The organism is Alteromonas sp. CNT1-28, from assembly GCF_022348345.1.
In the GTDB taxonomy this organism is placed as follows: domain Bacteria; phylum Pseudomonadota; class Gammaproteobacteria; order Enterobacterales; family Alteromonadaceae; genus Alteromonas; species Alteromonas macleodii.
The window spans coordinates 109342-128230 of sequence record NZ_JAKREZ010000005.1 but is presented as its reverse complement, the minus strand read 5'-3'; the positions used below and the strand labels follow the sequence as shown (position 1 = coordinate 128230).

General features: G+C 45.4%; 17 protein-coding genes. 6 read left to right on the top strand and 11 right to left on the bottom strand.

Going from position 1 to position 18889, the window contains the following annotated elements; all coding sequences use genetic code 11:
• Positions 1-137 precede the first annotated feature (137 nt).
• The 3 genes from galK to MHN02_RS04760 all read right to left on the bottom strand — a co-directional run bounded on the left by galK (position 138) and on the right by MHN02_RS04760 (position 3517).
• Positions 138-1277: a galactokinase gene (galK, locus tag MHN02_RS04770; RefSeq protein WP_039217399.1), complete on the bottom strand. Its 1140-nt coding sequence runs from the start codon at positions 1275-1277 to the stop codon at positions 138-140.
• Complete coding sequence (locus MHN02_RS04765) at positions 1270-2325, bottom strand: UDP-glucose--hexose-1-phosphate uridylyltransferase (RefSeq protein ID WP_039236854.1); 1056 nt, start codon at positions 2323-2325, stop codon at positions 1270-1272. Before MHN02_RS04765 ends, galK begins: the two co-directional genes overlap by 8 nt.
• A 172-nt stretch (positions 2326-2497) precedes the next feature.
• Positions 2498-3517: an aldose epimerase family protein gene (locus MHN02_RS04760; RefSeq protein WP_239244832.1), complete on the bottom strand. Its 1020-nt coding sequence runs from the start codon at positions 3515-3517 to the stop codon at positions 2498-2500.
• Positions 3518-3845: 328 nt separating this feature from the next.
• Here MHN02_RS04760 and MHN02_RS04755 point away from each other — a divergent pair, with 328 nt between their 5' ends.
• On the top strand, positions 3846-4847 hold the full coding sequence (locus MHN02_RS04755) for a LacI family DNA-binding transcriptional regulator (RefSeq protein ID WP_014947876.1): 1002 nt from the start codon (positions 3846-3848) through the stop codon (positions 4845-4847).
• 411 nt (positions 4848-5258) lie between these two features.
• On the opposite strand, the gene MHN02_RS04750 is transcribed toward MHN02_RS04755, so the two are convergent.
• Positions 5259-6122 carry an alpha/beta hydrolase gene (locus MHN02_RS04750; protein ID WP_131137530.1) on the bottom strand — a complete coding sequence of 288 codons (864 nt, stop codon included), beginning with the start codon at positions 6120-6122 and terminating at the stop codon, positions 5259-5261.
• A gap of 232 nt (positions 6123-6354) precedes the next feature.
• Here MHN02_RS04750 and MHN02_RS04745 point away from each other — a divergent pair, with 232 nt between their 5' ends.
• Positions 6355-6969: a hypothetical protein gene (locus tag MHN02_RS04745; protein WP_230633747.1), complete on the top strand. Its 615-nt coding sequence runs from the start codon at positions 6355-6357 to the stop codon at positions 6967-6969.
• A gap of 74 nt (positions 6970-7043) precedes the next feature.
• On the opposite strand, the gene MHN02_RS04740 is transcribed toward MHN02_RS04745, so the two are convergent.
• Together MHN02_RS04740 and MHN02_RS04735 are read right to left on the bottom strand one after the other, a co-directional pair.
• A complete protein-coding gene (locus MHN02_RS04740) occupies positions 7044-7628 on the bottom strand; it encodes a beta-phosphoglucomutase family hydrolase (RefSeq protein WP_014977981.1) in 585 nt (194 codons plus the stop codon).
• A gap of 65 nt (positions 7629-7693) precedes the next feature.
• The gene (locus MHN02_RS04735) at positions 7694-9031 is read right to left on the bottom strand and encodes an MFS transporter (RefSeq protein ID WP_039236840.1); all 1338 of its coding nucleotides are present in this window, start codon (positions 9029-9031) and stop codon (positions 7694-7696) included.
• 344 nt (positions 9032-9375) lie between these two features.
• Here MHN02_RS04735 and uvrA point away from each other — a divergent pair, with 344 nt between their 5' ends.
• Complete coding sequence (gene uvrA, locus MHN02_RS04730) at positions 9376-12207, top strand: excinuclease ABC subunit UvrA (protein ID WP_239244830.1); 2832 nt, start codon at positions 9376-9378, stop codon at positions 12205-12207.
• Between the two features lie 203 nt (positions 12208-12410).
• Positions 12411-12578, top strand: coding sequence for a hypothetical protein (locus MHN02_RS04725; protein ID WP_012516741.1), 168 nt, complete (start codon positions 12411-12413; stop codon positions 12576-12578).
• Between the two features lie 64 nt (positions 12579-12642).
• Here the strand turns inward: MHN02_RS04725 and MHN02_RS04720 are convergent, their stop codons facing one another.
• Positions 12643-14145, bottom strand: coding sequence for an Hsp70 family protein (locus MHN02_RS04720; protein ID WP_049587076.1), 1503 nt, complete (start codon positions 14143-14145; stop codon positions 12643-12645).
• A 185-nt stretch (positions 14146-14330) separates the two neighbouring features.
• Between MHN02_RS04720 and MHN02_RS04715 the strand changes: the two genes are divergently transcribed.
• Together MHN02_RS04715 and MHN02_RS04710 are read left to right on the top strand one after the other, a co-directional pair.
• Positions 14331-14750, top strand: coding sequence for a thioesterase family protein (locus MHN02_RS04715; protein ID WP_239244827.1), 420 nt, complete (start codon positions 14331-14333; stop codon positions 14748-14750).
• 22 nt (positions 14751-14772) lie between these two features.
• Positions 14773-15471 (top strand): 2OG-Fe(II) oxygenase, encoded by a 699-nt coding sequence (locus MHN02_RS04710; RefSeq protein WP_239244825.1) that lies wholly within the window; start codon positions 14773-14775, stop codon positions 15469-15471.
• Here MHN02_RS04710 and MHN02_RS04705 read toward each other — a convergent pair.
• The 4 genes from MHN02_RS04705 to MHN02_RS04690 form a co-directional block, all read right to left on the bottom strand.
• Positions 15468-16415: a dihydrodipicolinate synthase family protein gene (locus MHN02_RS04705; RefSeq protein ID WP_239244823.1), complete on the bottom strand. Its 948-nt coding sequence runs from the start codon at positions 16413-16415 to the stop codon at positions 15468-15470. The two genes, MHN02_RS04710 and MHN02_RS04705, sit on opposite strands and share 4 nt — an antisense overlap.
• A 27-nt stretch (positions 16416-16442) precedes the next feature.
• Entirely contained in the window at positions 16443-16928 is a 486-nt protein-coding gene (locus MHN02_RS04700) for a DUF3299 domain-containing protein (protein WP_049587082.1), read from the bottom strand.
• 141 nt (positions 16929-17069) lie between these two features.
• On the bottom strand, positions 17070-17600 hold the full coding sequence (gene ppa / locus MHN02_RS04695) for an inorganic diphosphatase (protein WP_014947861.1): 531 nt from the start codon (positions 17598-17600) through the stop codon (positions 17070-17072).
• Between the two features lie 130 nt (positions 17601-17730).
• Positions 17731-18708, bottom strand: a complete 978-nt coding sequence (locus tag MHN02_RS04690) for a class 1 fructose-bisphosphatase (protein WP_239244821.1) — start codon at positions 18706-18708, stop codon at positions 17731-17733.
• Positions 18709-18889: the final 181 nt, after the last annotated feature.

Sequence of the window (18889 nt, the reverse complement as noted above, 5' to 3'; positions counted from 1 at the left end):
TAACTAGAAATGTGCACTTTTTGTAAAAAAAAGCCGCAACCAATGGATGCGGCTTAAGGGACACAAACAATTCTAAAGAATAGGATTGTTTAGAAAGGGGAGAGGTTTGTGCATAAAGGCTGTATTTAAATCGATAATTAGGCGAACGCGCCCTGTGTAGCCGTACACACATAAATGTCAGCACTGTACCCTGTTTCATCAGAGTACTTGTCGGCCACGACTTGCTTCACCGCTTCAACTTTGTCGGTAGGTACAAGGGCCACTACGCAGCCGCCGAATCCACCGCCAGTCATGCGAACACCACCCGATTTACCCAGCACTTCACCAATGATCTCAACCAAGTAATCGATTGGGCGAACGGTAATTTCAAAGTCATCACGCATGGAGATGTGAGATTGCGCCATGGCTTCACTAACCGTTTCGATGTCGCCAGCTTTTAATGCTTGGCTTGCTGCCAGTGTTCTAGCGTTTTCGGTAACAATATGCTTCGCGCGGCGATAAACCACCTCTGGCATATGTGCTTTAGCGCCTTCTAGCATTTCCATAGTTGCTTCGCGTAACGATGACACACCCAATAACGACGCGCCTTGTTCACACTGCTGACGACGCAAGTTGTATTCACTGTCAACCAAACCACGTTTAACATTCGAATTGATGATAACGATTTGATGCGAGTCTGGTAGTGGTGAATGCTCAATGGCTAGCGACTGGCAATCAAGCAGCATTGCCATGCCTTCATTACCCATAGCAGAGATTAACTGATCCATAATTCCGCATGAGCAGCCTACGAACGTATTCTCTGCTTTCTGGCCTAACAGTGCAGCCTGTACGCCATCGAGGGGCAACTCATACAGCGCGCTTAACGCTTTTAGTATAGCCACTTCAAAAGATGCCGAAGAGCTTAACCCAGCACCTTGTGGCACATTGCCCGTAACCAATAAGTTAGCGCCGCCAAAATCTGGCATGGCCTCTTTAAGTACTTTCACTACGCCGCGAACATAGTTTGCCCACCCTTGTTCTTCGTCATAGTTAATGTCTGACAACGAAAACTGATTTTGCTGATTTTCGTAATCCATCGCGGTAACCACGATGTCATTATCTGCGCGCTTTGTTGCCGCAACCCACGTTCCAAAGTTGATTGCAGCCGGAAATACGAACCCTTCGTTATAATCGGTGTGCTCACCAATAATGTTCACTCGACCCGGCGCATGTGCGATTAACGCTGGCGCCTCGCCGTAATGCGTTTCAAAATTAGAAGAAAGTACTTGATTATCCATTCGCATTCTCACGTTTCTTATAGTGCACTGTGGATAGTGCTTTTAATCTGTCTGCCGCTTGTTCAGGGGTCAAATCTCGCTGTGCCTCTGCCATCATTTCGTACCCAACCATAAACTTGCGTACACTTGCTGAGCGCAGAAGTGGTGGGAAGAAATGCGCATGTAGCGTCCATTCAGGGTGCGCTTCACTATCAAATGGGGCACTGTGCCATCCCATAGAGTATGGGAAAGACGTTTCAAATAAGTTGTCGTACTTCGCTGTAATTTCGCCAATGATCTTAGCAAGAGATAGCGACTGAGAATCCGAGAGCATGTGCATAGATTGCACGTCAAATCTCGGTAACAGTAGCGTCTCAAAAGGCCAAGCGGCCCAGTATGGTACAACTACAACCCAATCATCATTTTGACACACGACTCGCTCTTGCTTCGCGACCTCTTGCTCGGCATAGTCCAACAACATAGGCGTGCCGTTTTCACCAAAGTATTGCTGTAGCTGCACGACTTTTTTCGCTGGGTCGGTAGGCACATGCTGCTGCGCCCATACTTGACCATGAGGGTGAGGATTTGAACACCCCATCATTGAGCCTTTGTTTTCAAAAACTTGTACCCAGCGATAGGTTTCACCAAGTTCAGCGGTTTGTGCTTTCCACGTGTTGACTACGTCTACGCGTTCTTCATCGGAAAGCTCAGGTAACGTTTTGCTGTGATCAGGGGAAAAACAAATAACACGACTGCAGCCTTGCTCAGTTTCGAACTGAAACAGCCCCTTTTTCTCACTGGCTTGTTCTGTATCTTGCTTAAGGGCAGCAAAATCGTTTTGAAAAACAAACGTACCTTTGTAATCAGGGTTAACTTCACCATTCACGCGGGTGTTTGTTGGACATAAATAACACGTAGAGTCGTAAGATGGCTTTTGTTCGTTGTTTGGCTCTTCTGAGGCTCCCTGCCAAGGGCGCTTCGCTCTGTGAGGCGACACTAACACCCACTCACCCAACAAAGGGTTGTAACGGCGATGTGGATCGTTGGTAGGGTCGAAAGGGGTTCCCATAATCACTCTCTCTGAATTAGCCTGCTACGCTCTAATGCGCAACATCAAATAGGGTTAAACGTTTACCCTGATAATGATATAGCAAGCTTCTACGTTTATCAATTGCGTAACAAAGAAAATTAATTGTTAAATTGATAACAAATAATTTTCTTTTGTCACTACATAACGATTTCTATGCGCTGAACTTGTATCGCATACTTGCTTTGAAGGTTTCCCCGGGTTTTACGAAACAGTTTGGAAACTCGGGCTTATTGGGTGCATCCGGGAAATGCTGTGGTTCTAAGCACAAGGCACCAAGCTGATCGTCGGTTTTCAACCCGCCAGTATAAAACTGCAAACCCGGCAAGTTAGTAAATAACGACATAGCAATACCAGTATCAAGTGCCTTTACGGTTGCTTGTGGGGTATGCTCAGGCGTATCACGGAGTACATAGTTGTGGTCGTAGCCTCCCACCCTATCAAATAATGGATGGGAATCAGATTGCTCTGCCCTTTCTTTTATTGCTGTAGGTTTCGTGAAATCAAAGGGAGTATTGGCAACTTCGACCAGTTTTCCAGTTGGCAGCAAGGTGCTATCTGCGTCCGTGACTTTGTCAGCATCTATATGTAGCAATGTATTGCCCACTTGAGGGTCGTTGCTCAACGTGAAGTAAGCATGCTGCGTGAAACTAAGCGGGGTTTCTTTATCTGTATTTGCGGTGACCACAAGAGATAACTCGTTGTTTTGATCAAGGGAATAGCATGCCTCTACATTAACAGTACCGGGAAAGCCGCCTTCCCCATCGGGACTAGTTAAGGTAAATGTTACAGCCACACTGTCCGCCGTCTCTTGGATGCTTGCCGCCCAAACCTTCTTATGAAACCCGGCTAGACCGCCGTGTAGATTATGTTCACCGCCATTTTTATCTAAGGTGTACTCTGTTCCATTTAACGCAAACGAGCCATGTCCAATTCGGTTTGCGTAACGTCCTACGATCGCACCGCGATAGCTCGGGTCATCTATATAGTCTTGTAGAGTCTCGAAAGTTTGGACACAACTTACCGATTCACCTTCTGCATTCGGGAAGTGAATTTCTTTAATAATTCCACCGTAGTTAAGCAAGGTAACTGACATGCCGTTGTCGTTAGTTAACGTAAAGGCGTTTATGACTTCGCCTTCTACTTCACCAAATGCAGATACATTTATTTTCATAACAAAATTTTTACCTTAAGACGTGCTTAGTAAACTGACGCTTTCCAACCTACCACACATTTTTTATACATTAATGAATAATGCAATCTTTCAGAATGTCTAGGAGGTTATACGTTTTCCATTCTTTTTTACAGCGGTTTGATTAACAATCATAGAAGGTAAAACCACTTAGGTAATCTAACGCTCTTCATCTCTCTAATGCATCTCAGCCCCGTAAAAGACACCTTAAGCTAAGCATTAGAATTTTATCTTTTTTTGTAAATATAATGTACGCTATGGCAATCAGGTCAATCGACACTCCACGCAATAAAACGAAGTTTGAAAGAAAATGGCAACAATAAAAGATATCGCCCAAGCCGCTGGCGTTTCATTAGCGACCGTATCAAGAGTTATTAATAATGGTCCTAAAGTGGGCAATGATACTCGCAAGCGTGTCAAAAAAATCATGGAAGAAATGGGTTATCGTCCCAACGCTAATGCGCGGGCACTTGTAACCAAACGTAGCGCATCTTTAGGCGTTGTCATTGCTGAGCTCCACGACCCATTTTTCGCTATGTTAGCCCACGGTGTGGAGTCCATTACCCGCAAAAATAACGTTCAAATTTTATTAAGTGCCGGCTCTATTGAAAAAGAGACTGAACTTCGCGCTATTGAAACACTGCTAGAGCATCGAGTAGAAGCCATGGTAGTGCACAGCAAAGCACTTGATGACGAGACCCTGATCGGTTTTGCAAACCAAGTTCCAGGCTTTGTATTAATTAACCGCTATATACCAGAGATAGCAAATCGTTGTGTATGGCTTGATAACGTAACCGGTGGTCGCCTTATGGCGGAATATGCCATCAACCAAGGCCATGAACATGTCGCGGTGATAAGCAGTCAGTATCGCATAGACGATCCTAATCATCGCCTCGAAGGGATTAGAAACGCAGTTAACAATGCGAATTTAAGCTTGCCTGAAAGCATGATTGAGTATGCTACGCCCGATCAGGAAGGTGGTGAACTGGCAATGCAAAACTTGCTTGCTACTGGTGCAAAATTCACTGCTGTTTTGGCTTATAACGATGCTATGGCATCTGGTGCTATGACCATGCTGCAGGATCATGGTATTTCAGTTCCAGAACAAGTTTCTGTGATGGGGTACGATGATGTGCTGTTAGCAAAGTACTGTCGTCCTAAATTAACGACTCTGCGTTATCCGGTAGAAATGATGGCAGCAAAAGCGGCGGAACTTGCATTGAAGTATGCATCGGGAAGCAAACCAGAAGATGGGCTTACCTTTAAATATACTCCTACAGTAGTAAAACGAGATTCAATGGTTAGGGTTTAGCTGTTCGTTTTCCCTTCAGAAATTAATAGACCAAAAAAATACCCGCCTATGGCGGGTATTTTATTTAATCACTTACAAGCCAGTTTGATGGATGATTAATCGTAATTCGATGTATAGTTGAGCAACTGTGTTCTAAAAATTTCATGACACGAAACTATTGACAAAAATACCCGCTTGATCGTTTTGCCTCGAACTTTTATCCCCAAAGAGCAAAATTGCCTGATCCTGCACAGCTTTACGATCAAAAAAGATTAAGATCGAGCACAGTTGCTCTACAGCGCTTGATTTAACTGACGTTTCGTGATCCGACCAGAAAGTAATGAAAAGATCGTGATCTGTTGTTCTATATGGCTATTAACAGACTTACCAACAAGGTTTTCCACTACTTATCCACAACGAGTAAGGTTTCTATTACTTAGTGAATCTTGCTAAAAACTGTTTGTACTCTTGTATGGCATAGTCACTTTTTAGCGTTGCGTTGTGCGTCGCACCAGGAATGACCGAAATATACTTTTCGCTACTTGATGCATCTTCTAATAGCTGCTGACTTATCGGGTAAGGCGTTATTTTGTCTTCCTCACCCACCACTAGCCATAGCGGTCCTTCATAGTGACGCAAGATTGGGGCTATTTGCATACTATGAACTTCATCGTGAAGCTTCATGTTTGTGAATGAATTAGAGAAGCCTGGCACCATGTTGGCAATTAAATCAGAGATGTTATTGAAAGCGCCGTCTAATACTAAAGCGTCTATCTTTCTATTTGCAGCAACATAGCTTGCGAAATAGCTGCCTATACCTCGGCCGTGAACGATAGTGGGAATTGAGGCGTCAAACGCACTTGCTACATAGTCAAACTGGGTTAACGCATCTTGTTTAATAGCGTTAATACTTAAGTCCTTCGCTTTATCACTGGCTCCAACTCCCTGATAATCGAGCCACAATATATTAGCGGGCAACTTACCCAGTCTATGAATAACGCTGTTGTTTTCGCTTACAGGCATACGATTGTCTGCAAAGAAAACAATGTTAACAATAGGGTCAGGGTAAGAAACAGCAACGCCTCTCAAAGTTAACCCAGCTTCATTTTTAACTTCAACACGGGTTATGCCCGCTGAGGTTTTGTCTTTTTGAATTGCCGCGTGTAGCTTCGTAGTATCAAGGGGCTTTTGCTGAGTGTCTTGATAAAAGAAGGCCGAAGGAGACACGTTAATTGCGCACCCAATAAGTGACACACTTGCAACTACACTAATTACCGCGTTTTTTAAGCTCATCATTAAAGAACTGTCCGTGTTGAATGGTTATGGCGAAATTTTTATTCAGGTTACATAGGTGTAATGGTTGTGTCGCTGATCAAAAACTCGCTCAGCAAAATCAACAGTCCCACACCTATGCTAAACAAGCTGTAACAGTTTGCAACAGTTGTTCTGTTTCTTAGCGATACAAACTTTCTTATACTAAAGACAATATTACTTGCATAATTTATCTGCATAAAACAAAAATAATTTAATGAAAAGTAGAACATTTTCCATGTCTTACGCTACATCACCAGCTCGACTTATTGTTGCCTGTTGTGCCCTACCCTTACTTATTGCCTGCGAGTCTACGCCACCCGAGCTTGACTCATCATTAATTCCTGCGTCGCAGAGAAAAGACTATCAGCTAACCATGTCTAAAGCGAAAGCTTGTCCAATTAACTTGGCAGAACTAATCGACATACGGTCGAGTAAAGACTTGCTCGTTGGAAGCAGTAATGTAACAGAAGACACGCTCTATTCACTGTTACAGCAAAGCTTAGAAGCGATGAATGTCAGCCCAGATATTGAAGCAGCCAACAGCGTGAAAGTAGTACTAAACCGCGCGTTTATAAAAACCTTAGGAAGTAATATGGTTGCCACCGTGGTGCTTAATGTTAAGTACAAACCTGACTATGCCGATGAGTATTCACCCGCCACCACCTTCAGAGGGCAAAGCATGAATGTGAACGCCAGTGTCAGTGAAAAAGAGAGCAATCAGATTGCTATCGATGCAATGAAAACCGCCATTGATGATGCCACCAAACGTATAAAGTCTTCACTGTTACACAACTGCGGAAATGCGCTAAGCGAACTAGAGGCGGTATAAGCCTAAGAAACTATAAAGTGAACGCGATTGAGTGAGCGTAAGCCCTAAGCTCGAACTTTCAATCTGGGTAAGATTCAGTAGATAAGCCGCGTATTGTCGACCATAAAGCACGCCATGCCACCGTCAACCGCCGCTTTTCGTCCCATGTCGGTATCTTCAAACACCACACAATGCTGTGGTGCTACACCCATTAATTCTGCCGCACGCACAAAGGTTTCAGGGTGAGGTTTACCTTGAGTGACGTCATCGGCTGTAACCAGCGCAGATAATTGGGCTAGCAGGCCGTGTTCATTTAACACCATTTGCGCGTGCTGCCTATCTGAACCTGTCCCCACTGCAATGGGCATGCTTCCCTTATAATGGTTAAACACGTCCAGGGTATCTTGGATAAGCCTTGGCACATGGTCTAGCCCTTCAAACGCCTGTTTTTTATATAAAGCAACCTCTGCTGGATCATGGCTTTTGCCATACTTTGCATTCATAAGATGTACGGTTTCAAAGGTAGGAACACCACCTAAACTGTATTGGTAGTCTCGGTCGAAGGGATAACCAAACGCATCGCACGTAAGCTGCCACGCATCAATATGCGCGCCCATTGAATCGACCAAGGTGCCATCCATATCAAAAATAATGGCTTTGTAGCTGCTTAGGTCAATCATGGTGTTCGCTTCCTTTTCAAAAATAGTGTGATGCTAACCTTTCATGGTTGCAATGCGATGAGCCACTATGCAGACAACACGTCTCGCGCTTTTACCGCATCAAAATCGCGATCAACTTTCAGGTATACCGCGTTATTTTGACTGTTTAATGTCACTTCCAACACACCAGGCACTAACAGCAGCTCGGCTTCAATGCTGGAAACATTTGAACTATCAAAATCTCCATTCATCATCACACGCTTAACCCGGCTCACTTCTTTAACACCAAGAATGATAAAAAGCCAAAGCAGGGTGCTAGCAGCACCAATGCCATAAGCTAACTCTTGCGACCAAATATCGGTGACGAAACCTGAAATTACACCGCCCAAAAACGCACCGAAAAATTGAAAGCTAGCGTAGAGACCCATGGCAGTTCCTTTTTGTCCCGCAGGCGCAATGCTCGACACCAATGCGGGGAAATTCGCTTCCAAATAATTAAAGCCAGTAAAGAAAAGCACCACGGCAGCGGTAACCCACCACCAGCTATGGTCCTCTAAACTCAGCGCCAAAAACGCGCCGCCCATGAATACAACGCCGGTTACAAGGAGCGATTTAGGCGTACGGCCTCTTGCTGCCCCCATCATGATAATCAGACCTACAATTGACGCGCCTAAAACGGGTAAGTAAACCGTCCAGTGACTATCTAGCGTCATATCAAAATTCAGTAGCGTTACGGGCAGTTGAACAAACAACAGCGTTATCATCATGTGTAGAATCATCACGCTGATATTTAAACGCCATAACTGAGAAGAGAAGACTAAGCGCTTTAGCTGGTCTTTTTGTGGGAGTGTATCGCCACTGCTCAGCTGCACACCGTTTGGCACTACCCATTTAACCAGCGGCATGCAAAGAATGGCCAGAATACCAGTAATACCAAACACACCTGCAAGCCCGTAGCTGTTCGCAATGAGAGGTCCTAAAATAACGGCTAAATAGAATGAGAAGCCAATGGCTATGCCTATAATAGCTAACACTTTGGCTCGCTGACTTTCCCGGCTTACATCGGTAGCTAGCGCCATTATCGCACCTGCAATAGCCCCAGCGCCTTGAAGAATACGCCCAACAATCATCATGGCCATACTGTCGGCGTTTGCTGCTACAAAGCTTCCTAATGCAAATACAGCAAGCCCTAGCAAAATAACGGGTTTACGCCCCCACTTGTCAGACATCATACCCATAGGAATTTGCAGCGCAGCTTGGGTTAGGCCATATCCACCCACGGCAAGCCCTACCAACAGCGGCGAGTAATCTGGGTAGTCCATTGCGGCTACAGCCAACACGGGCATAACCATGAACAGCCCCATCATGCGTAATACGTAAACGGAGGCGAGTGCAAGCGCAGCGCGTAATTCCAAAGCGTTCAAAGCGTCTGATTCCCTCAATAAATAAAATCAAAAAAACATAAAAGCGCGCAGAGAACACCTGTTTCTGCTGCATTAAGAATAAGGTCGCGAAGTGTAGCATAATACAATTGGTATTTTCTTCTGCTCGCGAGGTAGATTTAGCCCTCTCGCACTACCCTTTTTCTTACTAGGGGTTTAAAAGTGGGGATAAAATCACCATTTTGCAATGTCGATAAGCGAGAACTAATCGTAAGCTTATGTCCGTGAGGTGATCTGCTTACTCCGCTTACAGTATAACTTGAATGTCATATCACTTTACTTGACACCTATGGCATACTGATTCTTTTTCTCTCATTTAGGCTTCAATGGATAAAATCGAAATTCGCGGTGCTCGCACCCACAACTTGAAAAACATCGATTTAACACTGCCACGAGACAAACTGGTGGTGATAACCGGCCTTTCTGGCTCGGGTAAATCGTCTCTTGCTTTTGACACGCTATATGCAGAAGGTCAGCGTCGTTACGTTGAATCTTTGTCTGCTTATGCCCGTCAGTTTCTATCTATGATGGAAAAACCAGATGTTGATCATATTGAGGGTTTATCACCAGCAATATCCATTGAGCAGAAATCAACATCGCATAACCCCCGTTCAACGGTGGGTACCATCACTGAAATATATGACTATCTGCGTTTGATGTTCGCGCGAGTGGGCACGCCACGCTGTCCAGACCACGATGTGCCGCTAGATGCACAAACGGTCAGCCAAATGGTCGATAAAGTGTTAGCGATGCCCGAGGGCAGTAAGTTAATGCTGCTAGCGCCTATTGTTAAAGAGCGAAAAGGCGAGCACGTTAAGACGCTGCAAAACCTGTCTGCTCAGGGCTTTATTCGCGCGCGAGTCGACGGTGAAGTGTGTGACCTATCTGATCCGCCGCCTCTCGATTTGCACAAGAAGCACACCATTGAAGTTGTGGTTGACCGCTTTAAAGTGCGCGACGATATGGCACTGCGTTTGGCTGAATCATTCGAGACGGCGCTTAGCCTTGCTGGCGGCAACGCGGTTGTGGCTGATATGGACGATAAAGACGCAGAAGAAATTGTATTTTCTGCCAACTTCGCCTGTCCACACTGCGGTTACAGCATTAGTGAACTTGAACCTCGTCTGTTTTCATTTAATAACCCAGCGGGTGCATGCCCAACTTGTGACGGGCTAGGTACAAGACAGTTTTTTGACCCAGCACGCGTAGTCGGCAATACCGAATTAAGTTTGTCTGGCGGCGCTATTCGCGGATGGGACAAGCGCAGCTATTACTATTTTCAAATGCTACAGGCAGTAGCAGACCATTATAAATTTAGCCTTACCGCACCATTTGAAGAGCTCGATAAAAAGCACCAGGACATTGTGCTTTATGGGTCTAAGGGCAAGTCGTTGTCGTTTAAGTACATAAACGAGCGTGGCGACGTGATGGAGCGCAAGCATCCATTTGAAGGCATTATCCCTAATATGGAGCGCCGCTATCGCGAGACCGAGTCGAACTCGGTGCGTGAAGAGTTAGCAAAATATTTAAGCCAGCAGCACTGCAGTAGCTGTAACGGCACCCGTCTGCGCGTTGAAGCACGTAATGTATTTATACAAGACACCAACCTGCCTGCCATTGCTGACATGTCAATTGCCGACGCGTATGGCTTTTTCGAGACACTCAACCTTGAAGGCCAACGCGCTCAGATAGCTGAAAAGATTTTGAAAGAAATCATGGACCGCTTGCGCTTTTTGGTAAACGTAGGTCTTAACTATCTTTCTATGTCGCGCAGCGCCGATACCCTGTCAGGGGGTGAAGCTCAGCGTATTCGACTGGCAAGTCAAATTGGCGCAGGCTTAGTGGGCGTTATGTACGTGCTGGATGAACCCTCTATCGGACTTCACCAACGGGATAATGAGCGCTTACTTGGTACGCTTACGCATTTGCGTGACCTGGGTAACACTGTTCTAGTTGTAGAGCACGACGAGGATGCCATTCGCGAAGCCGATTACATTGTAGATATTGGCCCAGGTGCAGGTGTGCATGGCGGTGAGATTATTGCCGAAGGCTCACTGGAAGACATTAAAAACAGTGAACACTCACTTACTGGAAAATACTTATCTGGTAGAGAGAAGATTGATATTCCTGCAACACGCACACCGGTTAAAGACGACAAGTGGCTAGAGCTTTTAGGCGCTACCGGCAACAACTTGAAGTCTGTTGATTTACGTATACCTACCGGTGTAATGACCTGTGTGACGGGTGTATCGGGCTCGGGTAAATCAACCCTGATTAATGACACCTTCTACAAAATTGCGCAACGCGAGCTGAACAAGGCGACCACGTCTGAACCGGCACCACACAAGTCGATGACAGGATTAGACCAGCTCGACAAAGTGGTCGATATCGATCAAAGCCCTATCGGCAGAACACCGCGCTCTAACCCAGCGACTTACGCTGGCATTTTCACTCCAATTCGTGAAATGTTCGCCGGCACACAAGAGTCGCGTTCACGGGGTTACAAGCCTGGCCGCTTTAGCTTTAACGTAAAAGGCGGTCGATGTGAGGCGTGTCAGGGTGACGGCGTAATTAAAGTGGAAATGCACTTTTTGCCAGACGTATATGTGCCTTGTGACGTGTGTCAGGGCAAACGCTATAACCGTGAAACCCTTGAGATAAAGTACAAAGATAAGAACATTCACGAAGTGTTGGAAATGACGGTGGAAGATGCCCGTCAGTTCTTCGATGCTATTCCGGCTATTTCACGTAAATTGCAGACCCTTATGGACGTAGGCTTGTCTTATATTCGACTAGGTCAAGCCGCCACTACATTATCAGGTGGTGAAGCGCAGCGCGTGAAATTGGCGAAAGAGTTGTCAAAAAGAGACACTGGGCAAACACTCTATATCTTGGATGAGCCAACCACCGGGTTGCATTTCCACGATATTAAACAGTTATTAGCCGTCCTTCACAGACTGCGCGATCACGGTAATACCGTTGTGGTTATTGAGCATAACCTAGATGTGATTAAAACCGCAGACTGGATTGTTGACCTTGGACCCGAAGGTGGATCCGGAGGTGGCCAGATTATTGCAGAGGGAACACCTGAGCATGTGGCACAACAAGAAGTTTCACATACAGGTCGATTCCTGAAACCCATGCTCACACAAGCTTGAGCCGGTAACGAGGTAAATCCGTTAGCGTAAAGCGCACTCGTTTTCTATTTTGCTGCTGTGTAATTTACACAGCAGCTTGTAAGAAGTGCGCAATGACGTTTATTTACACGTTTTTCCATGCTGGTCAGAGTTTGTTTTGGCAAATCATACGTTACGATGATTTTTGTGTATTTTTGCAGTAAGAATTGCTGGAGCGACAACTAATGAACCAAACGCCGCCATTAGCCTTAGTGAAAACATGGTATCACCTACTGTCATCATCAGAAGACAATGATGTGAAAGCACGCGCACAAGAAATGCTGTTAAAAGCCTTCGAGTCGCCTGAGGCCATCGCGATTTATCTAAAAGAACACAATATCCTTAAGCACTGATCAAAAAAGCCTTAGCGCAGTAAACGCTACTACGCTAAGGCTTAGTGTTTATTTATAAAAGATATTACGCGTGCTTCGCCGCTTGAATAGCTAATCCTTCGCACACCGAATTGAAAGCGTCATTCTCTAATCGAGGTAAACCGGTAAGTAGGTTTTCATATAGCGCATCAACCACGATTGGCGATAAACTCATACCACCTGTGATCATCACCACTTCTGGCTTTTCACTGCTGTTTTCCAAGCATTCCACCACTAGCGCTTTCACTTTATCAAGCCAAGGTTTTAATGCCTTTTTGAGCGAGTCTTGCGAAATCTCCACGTCAAAATCATCTTCGATATAGTGCAGCGGCAAGGTAATGTTCTGCTTACTCGACAGTAGTTCCTTGGCTAATCGAGCCGAGTTCACCACACGGGCAGACAACTTGTTCTCCTGAACAATAAGCAAGCGTTCTAATTGGGCTGGCTCTTTAATCACAGACATGGTTTGAGCAATATCTAACCCGTAATCGTCAGAGAAAAAGCGGGTGAGTGCAGGAATGTTATCAACCGCGCACATATCAGAGAAGTACGTAGGAGGAACAGGAAGCCCGTTAATCATCTTAAGGCCCATTCCCATTTCTGGGGCAATAGCCTTTAGCACCAAGCTTTTGTCGCAATCCATGCCGCCTAAACGTCTGCCTGTTACCGACAGAACATCCTCTTTGCGATCAAGCTGATTGGAACGCGCGGGAGAAAGCTTAATACAGCAAATATCCGTGGTACCCCCACCAATATCGACAATCAGCGTAGTGGTATCCCTTGGTAGGGTTTGCTCAATTTTATACGCCGCTGCTATGGGTTCATCTAGGAAATTAACCCCTGAAAACCCAGCTTTCGTCGCCGCTTCAGTCATTATTTGAATGGCCTGGGCGTTCCCTTCTTCACCGCGGGTGCCGTGAAACTTAACTGGACGGCCAATAACCGCATTATTAACAGCCTTGCCTAGCTGCTGCTCTGCACACTGTTTAAAGTACGCTAACTGCTTAGCAATGATACCGATGAATGCTTGTTTTTGGTCACCGTCTAGCGAGGCGCCTAGAAAGTTCTTAGGTGAATAAATTAGACGGCCTTTGTCCGGCATTTTAAGAAAGCGCCTAAACCCTTCTTCACCAAACGCAAACTTGCCGTGCTCTACTAAGCGCAGCAAAGGGATTTCGTCTAGCGACATGGCATGCATCAATTGCGCAATAGCTTTACGCTGTAATGCAGGCTTGTTGTGCAAATCACCGCGCAGCGAGTCGATACGGTCGCTATACATCGCCTGTTCTTTTGGATCTTTTGCCGAATAATAGCCGTCCTTCGCCTTATCTATTTGCTCACTGATAACGCGCTGTAACTGCGCCACTTTCGCTTCAACCATGGCATCAGGAGGCGGCGGCAATTCATCTTCAAAATAGATGAACACCGAAGAACGGATTTTATTGCCCTTCTTATCTAACGGGTCGAGTTTGATGTGCTGATGGGCCGTTCCATCAAAATACACAACCTCAGAATTTGATGTACCGTAGTCAATCCCAATCGCAGTCATAGTATGTTCGCTCAAAAAGTTAGAAGCGGATTGTAATGCAAAAGAACCTAACGGCACACCCCCTGTAAGCTAATCAAAACACAACGATTTACCCTAAACACAATCGCTTTTATAAGGGCTACTGAAAACTCCCGCCTATAATGCTAAAGTGGAAATCAAACTTATAACAAAGCCTACAATAATTTATGAGTAATACAGCACCACTTATCACTTCTTTTGACGTACGTTTTTGCGAAACCGATGCTTTGCAACATGTTAGTAACACGGCATTAGTTGCTTGGTTTGAAGCCGCTAGAGAGCCTATTTTCAGAATGTTTACCCCTGAGCTAGACTTACAAAATTGGCCGCTAATTTTAGCCAGCTACAAAGTCGATTTTTTAGCTCAAATTTTTTATGGCAAACCTGTGACGGTTAAAACCTACATTAGCCGGCTAGGCAATAGTGCATTCGACGTGTTTCAAGAGTTATGGCAAGACGATAAGCTGTGCTCAACAGGCATTACCACCATGGTACATTTTGACTATAAAACACAGCGTTCTGCGCCTATTCCAGAGGATGTGAAGTCAGAACTACAGTCACACTTTAAAGAACTACCCACTAAGTAACAAAGCGCAGTACGAGGTCTCCATGAGCGATTTAATTGAAGTTATTGATGATGTGTTACCACCAGAGCTGTGCAAGCAACTCATGGAACGCTTTGAAAGCAGCCCTAATTTGTCTCAAGGCCGAACTGGCGGCGGCGTCGACTTAGACAAAAAGCGCAGCATGGATGTGTCGATAAGCCGCAACCCGGAATTTAAAGACTTATTTCAGCAAGTGATGCAGCACACTGGACAGCAGCTGGTCTCCTACATTGAAAAGTACTATTTTGCGCTTGTTGGGCCCATTGGCTTAACCGTACGCCACCCTAAAACCGGTGAGCCGGTAAAAGTAACCGGAGAGAATTTTGACGAAGTAGGCAAACCCAATTTGGCAAATTTGGTGAATTACCTGTTCCGCGTTGGCGATGTTAATGCACAGCGCTACACCGCGGGCAAGGGTGGCTACCCGTACTGGCATTCAGAAGTCTACCCACAGCTTCAACATAACGATGCGCTACATCGCGTACTGCTGTTTATGTACTACTTAAACGATGTGGACGAAGGCGGCGAAACAGAATTTTATTATCAAAACCGTGCGGTTAAGCCTAAAGCAGGCAGAATGGTAATTGCGCCAGCCTATTTTACTCACACGCATCGCGGCCAAATTCCAAAAAGTAATGACAAGTACATTTTAACGTCTTGGCTTCTGTTTAACCGCGCTGAACAGATTTATACGCAGGGCTAGCTTAACAATAACTTCGTGATGATGTGCTCTAGCTCGCTGTACTCTTCTTTGTCGATAGGTAAGAAGGGTGCAGGTAAGCTAGGCGTTTCACAGTAGCCCAAAATTTCTGCCGCGGCTGCAACCACACGCAAGCCGCCGCCATTGCGCGCAAACATGCTCCATATTCCGCTTAACGCTTGTGACTGAGACTGTGCATCTACAGCATTACCAGACTGAGCGGCGTCGATTATGCGCATTACAGTTCGCGGGAATATCCCCCCTATAACGGAGAGCCATAGGTCACAACCTTCACTCATTCCTGATGCGCCAAAACTATCACCACTCACGCCTATAGCAATGTGTGCAGGCATTATGTCTCGTAATGATGCTAATCGACGAGCGCCTTCGCTACTGCTTGCTTCAGAGGGTGGGATATCCTTGCTGGAACTATTATCCATTGAGCTTTTGGCAAACGGAGTACCGGGTATTTTAATCGCCCCGATATTCGGCAATTTGCCTATGCGGCGGTATAAGTCATCGCTGAAGGTAAAATTAGTCACCCGAGGATTTTCGTAAACGCAGATAGGCACAGATACCTCGTGACTCACTGCCTCATATAGGCCATACACTTCTTCTTCGTTAAGCACTTGATAGGAAACGGGTGCTAACAGCACAGCATTAACACCTGCTTGCTGCACAGCTTCAACGTTTTTTAGCACGTCATAGGTTCTCAGCGCCCCAACGCCTGCCATAACAGGAATGCCATTTGCGTGGTCGACGGCGAGCTTGGCTACGTCGTACTTTTCCCCTCGCGTTAGATAAGGATACAGCCCAGTAGAGCCTATCGCGCAAATTGAATCTACATTCGCCGAAGCTAAATTCTCAACAAGCCCTTTAAATGCTTTATAATCAATAACTTCTTGTTTGAATGGAGTAATGGGAAACGCTGATAATCCTGTAAACACCTGATGTCCTTTTTAAACGTTTAATGCTTAAAACCCTTCTACGGCTTCGCCTTTCAAACGGTAACCTACAGACGCAATGTCGCCTTTCCAACCGTCAGTCGACAGTTCGCCGGTTACCCAAATTGCATCATAAATATTATCTATGCGCACACCTTCTTCAAATTTTACGTAAACAATTTGATTAGACGGCGGCGGTGGTACGTGAATACAGGCTCCGAAATATGGAACAAGTAAGAACTCAGTGGTTAGCTCTGCCGTACCTTCTAGCGGCACAACAAAACCCGGGATTTTCACCCGTTTACCATCAAAGGTATCGACAACGGGTGCGTCAGGCTGAAGCTGACTCATCTCGCCATTGTGTTGAACTGAAGGTGGCGCGAGCTCATTAAAGCCCTCGGGCACTAGGTCTTCCCAATATACTTCAGTAGGAGTTTCATCTGCCAGTGCGTTGAAAGTTACAACCATCATTATTACGGCAAACAATGAAGTCATGGATAATTTATGGTGAATCATACTGCTCTCTATCGTTGAGTATTTTGTTCGCTTTTTTGTATCGGCTTTTGCTTGTCGTTTTCAATCTTCACTTTTTAGCCACATACAAAAAGGGCTGGTATTACACCAGCCCTTTGTATCATCAATTTAAAGCAGCGTGAATTATTCTGCTTCGAAACGCGCGATGCTTGCGGTAATTTCTTCTTTTGCAGCGGCTGCGTCTGCCCAACCGTCAATCTTCACCCATTTGCCTTCTTCAAGATCTTTATAGTGCTCGAAAAAGTGCTCAATTTGCTTAAGAAGAAGCGGAGGAACGTCTGCAATTTCTTTAACGTCACGATAGATAGTAGAAAGCTTGTCTACTGGTACCGCTAGTACTTTTGCGTCTTTACCAGACTCGTCAGTCATGTTTAGTACGCCAACTGGACGACACTTGATAACAGAACCTGCAAGTAGTGGGAACGGAGTCATTACTAGAACGTCAACCGGGTCGCCATCTTCAGACAACGTGTTGTTCACGTAACCGTAGTTAGTTGGGTAGTGCATGCAAGTTGCCATGAAACGGTCAACAAATAGTGCACCTGTGTCTTTGTCTACTTCGTACTTCACCGGGTCAGCGTGTGCTGGAATTTCGATGATCACATTTACTTCGTCTGGTACGTTTTTACCAGCAGAAATAGCACTCAAGCTCATTCTTTGGTCCTTTCAATGATGTATAAGAAATTTTGGGTTAAGTATACGGTGACAGCAGCAAAATAAAAACGCTTTACGACCCATGTCGTACTAATCTCTTTATTTTTCGTTAAATTTTGCTGCTTTTTCGCTATTTCGCTTTGTCGTTGTAGCTCAAGCACATCTCAACTTCTTCTTTAGAGCCGATAATGCACGGTACACGTTGATGAATTTCTTCAGGCATAACTTCCAGAATTCGGCCAGTGCCTGTTTCTGCTTTTCCACCTGCTTGCTCCATTAAGAATGCCATCGGGTTAGCTTCGTAAAGCAAGCGTAATTTACCTGGCTTAGACGGGTCCCTGTTATCGAATGGATACATAAAGATGCCACCGCGACAAAGCAAACGATGAATATCACCCACCATTGCCGCTACCCAGCGCATATTAAAGTTTTTGCCTCTAGGGCCATCTTTACCTGCTAGAAGGTCGGCAATGTATGCCTGCATTGCAGGTTCCCAATGACGCTGGTTCGACGCATTAATCGAAAACTCTGACGTTTGCTCAGGTACTTGAATATTAGGGTGAGTAAGCAGGAAACCACCGTGGGTTTTATCAAGCGTATAAATGTGCGTGCCGCGACCCGTCGTCAACGCCAGCATAGTAGACGGGCCATACAGCACATAGCCTGCAGCTACCATCTGCGTACCAGGCTGTAAGAAAGCAGACGGATCATCTGGTTTCATCCACTGTGGCGCATGGGTAATAGAGAAAATAGTACCAATTAGGCTGTTAATTTCAGTGTTTGACGACCCATCTAGCGGGTCGAAGCTTACTAAGTAATTACCGTCTGGATTACACGGCACAACGTCATCTTCTTCTTCAGAAGAAATGGCTTTTACGTAGCCAGATTCCCTTAGCGTGTCTTTTAAAATGTGGTTAGAGATAACGTCGAGCTTTTTCTGTGTTTCGCCCTGTACGTTTTCTGAAAGGGTTGAACCGAGCACGCCAGCAAGTGCGCCTTGACTCACGCGGAAAGAAATTTCTTTACAGCCCGCTAGCAGTGTACGAATGAGTAAAATTAACTCAAGCGGTGCACCGTCTTGTTGCAATTGGGAATTTAAACGTTTCATTGAATGTAAGCCTTTTTTTCGTGTGTAGGGTGTTGTGCTACCAGTCGCTCAGCTTTCCTTACCGGCGTTTGTCTGAAGCACACACAGGTTTTAAACCTGTGGCTAGATTGTAACCGTGTTCTTGGGTAAGTGGAACACGCCCGTAAAATGTCATACACACACCATACCAGTTTGCACATCA

Excerpts from the sequence above, each read along its gene's own strand:
- MHN02_RS04690 (WP_239244821.1), bottom strand. The coding sequence starts at position 18,708 with ATGAAACGTTTAAATTCCCAATTGCAACAAGACGGTGCACCGCTTGAG.
- galK (WP_039217399.1), bottom strand. The coding sequence starts at position 1,277 with ATGGATAATCAAGTACTTTCTTCTAATTTTGAAACGCATTACGGCGAG.
- MHN02_RS04710 (WP_239244825.1), top strand. The coding sequence starts at position 14,773 with ATGAGCGATTTAATTGAAGTTATTGATGATGTGTTACCACCAGAGCTG.
- MHN02_RS04760 (WP_239244832.1), bottom strand. The coding sequence starts at position 3,517 with ATGAAAATAAATGTATCTGCATTTGGTGAAGTAGAAGGCGAAGTCATA.
- MHN02_RS04755 (WP_014947876.1), top strand. The coding sequence starts at position 3,846 with ATGGCAACAATAAAAGATATCGCCCAAGCCGCTGGCGTTTCATTAGCG.
- MHN02_RS04720 (WP_049587076.1), bottom strand. The coding sequence starts at position 14,145 with ATGACTGCGATTGGGATTGACTACGGTACATCAAATTCTGAGGTTGTG.
- MHN02_RS04740 (WP_014977981.1), bottom strand. The coding sequence starts at position 7,628 with ATGATTGACCTAAGCAGCTACAAAGCCATTATTTTTGATATGGATGGC.
- MHN02_RS04700 (WP_049587082.1), bottom strand. The coding sequence starts at position 16,928 with ATGATTCACCATAAATTATCCATGACTTCATTGTTTGCCGTAATAATG.
- ppa (WP_014947861.1), bottom strand. The coding sequence starts at position 17,600 with ATGAGCTTGAGTGCTATTTCTGCTGGTAAAAACGTACCAGACGAAGTA.
- uvrA (WP_239244830.1), top strand. The coding sequence starts at position 9,376 with ATGGATAAAATCGAAATTCGCGGTGCTCGCACCCACAACTTGAAAAAC.
- MHN02_RS04750 (WP_131137530.1), bottom strand. The coding sequence starts at position 6,122 with ATGATGAGCTTAAAAAACGCGGTAATTAGTGTAGTTGCAAGTGTGTCA.
- MHN02_RS04725 (WP_012516741.1), top strand. The coding sequence starts at position 12,411 with ATGAACCAAACGCCGCCATTAGCCTTAGTGAAAACATGGTATCACCTA.
- MHN02_RS04765 (WP_039236854.1), bottom strand. The coding sequence starts at position 2,325 with ATGGGAACCCCTTTCGACCCTACCAACGATCCACATCGCCGTTACAAC.
- MHN02_RS04715 (WP_239244827.1), top strand. The coding sequence starts at position 14,331 with ATGAGTAATACAGCACCACTTATCACTTCTTTTGACGTACGTTTTTGC.
- MHN02_RS04745 (WP_230633747.1), top strand. The coding sequence starts at position 6,355 with ATGAAAAGTAGAACATTTTCCATGTCTTACGCTACATCACCAGCTCGA.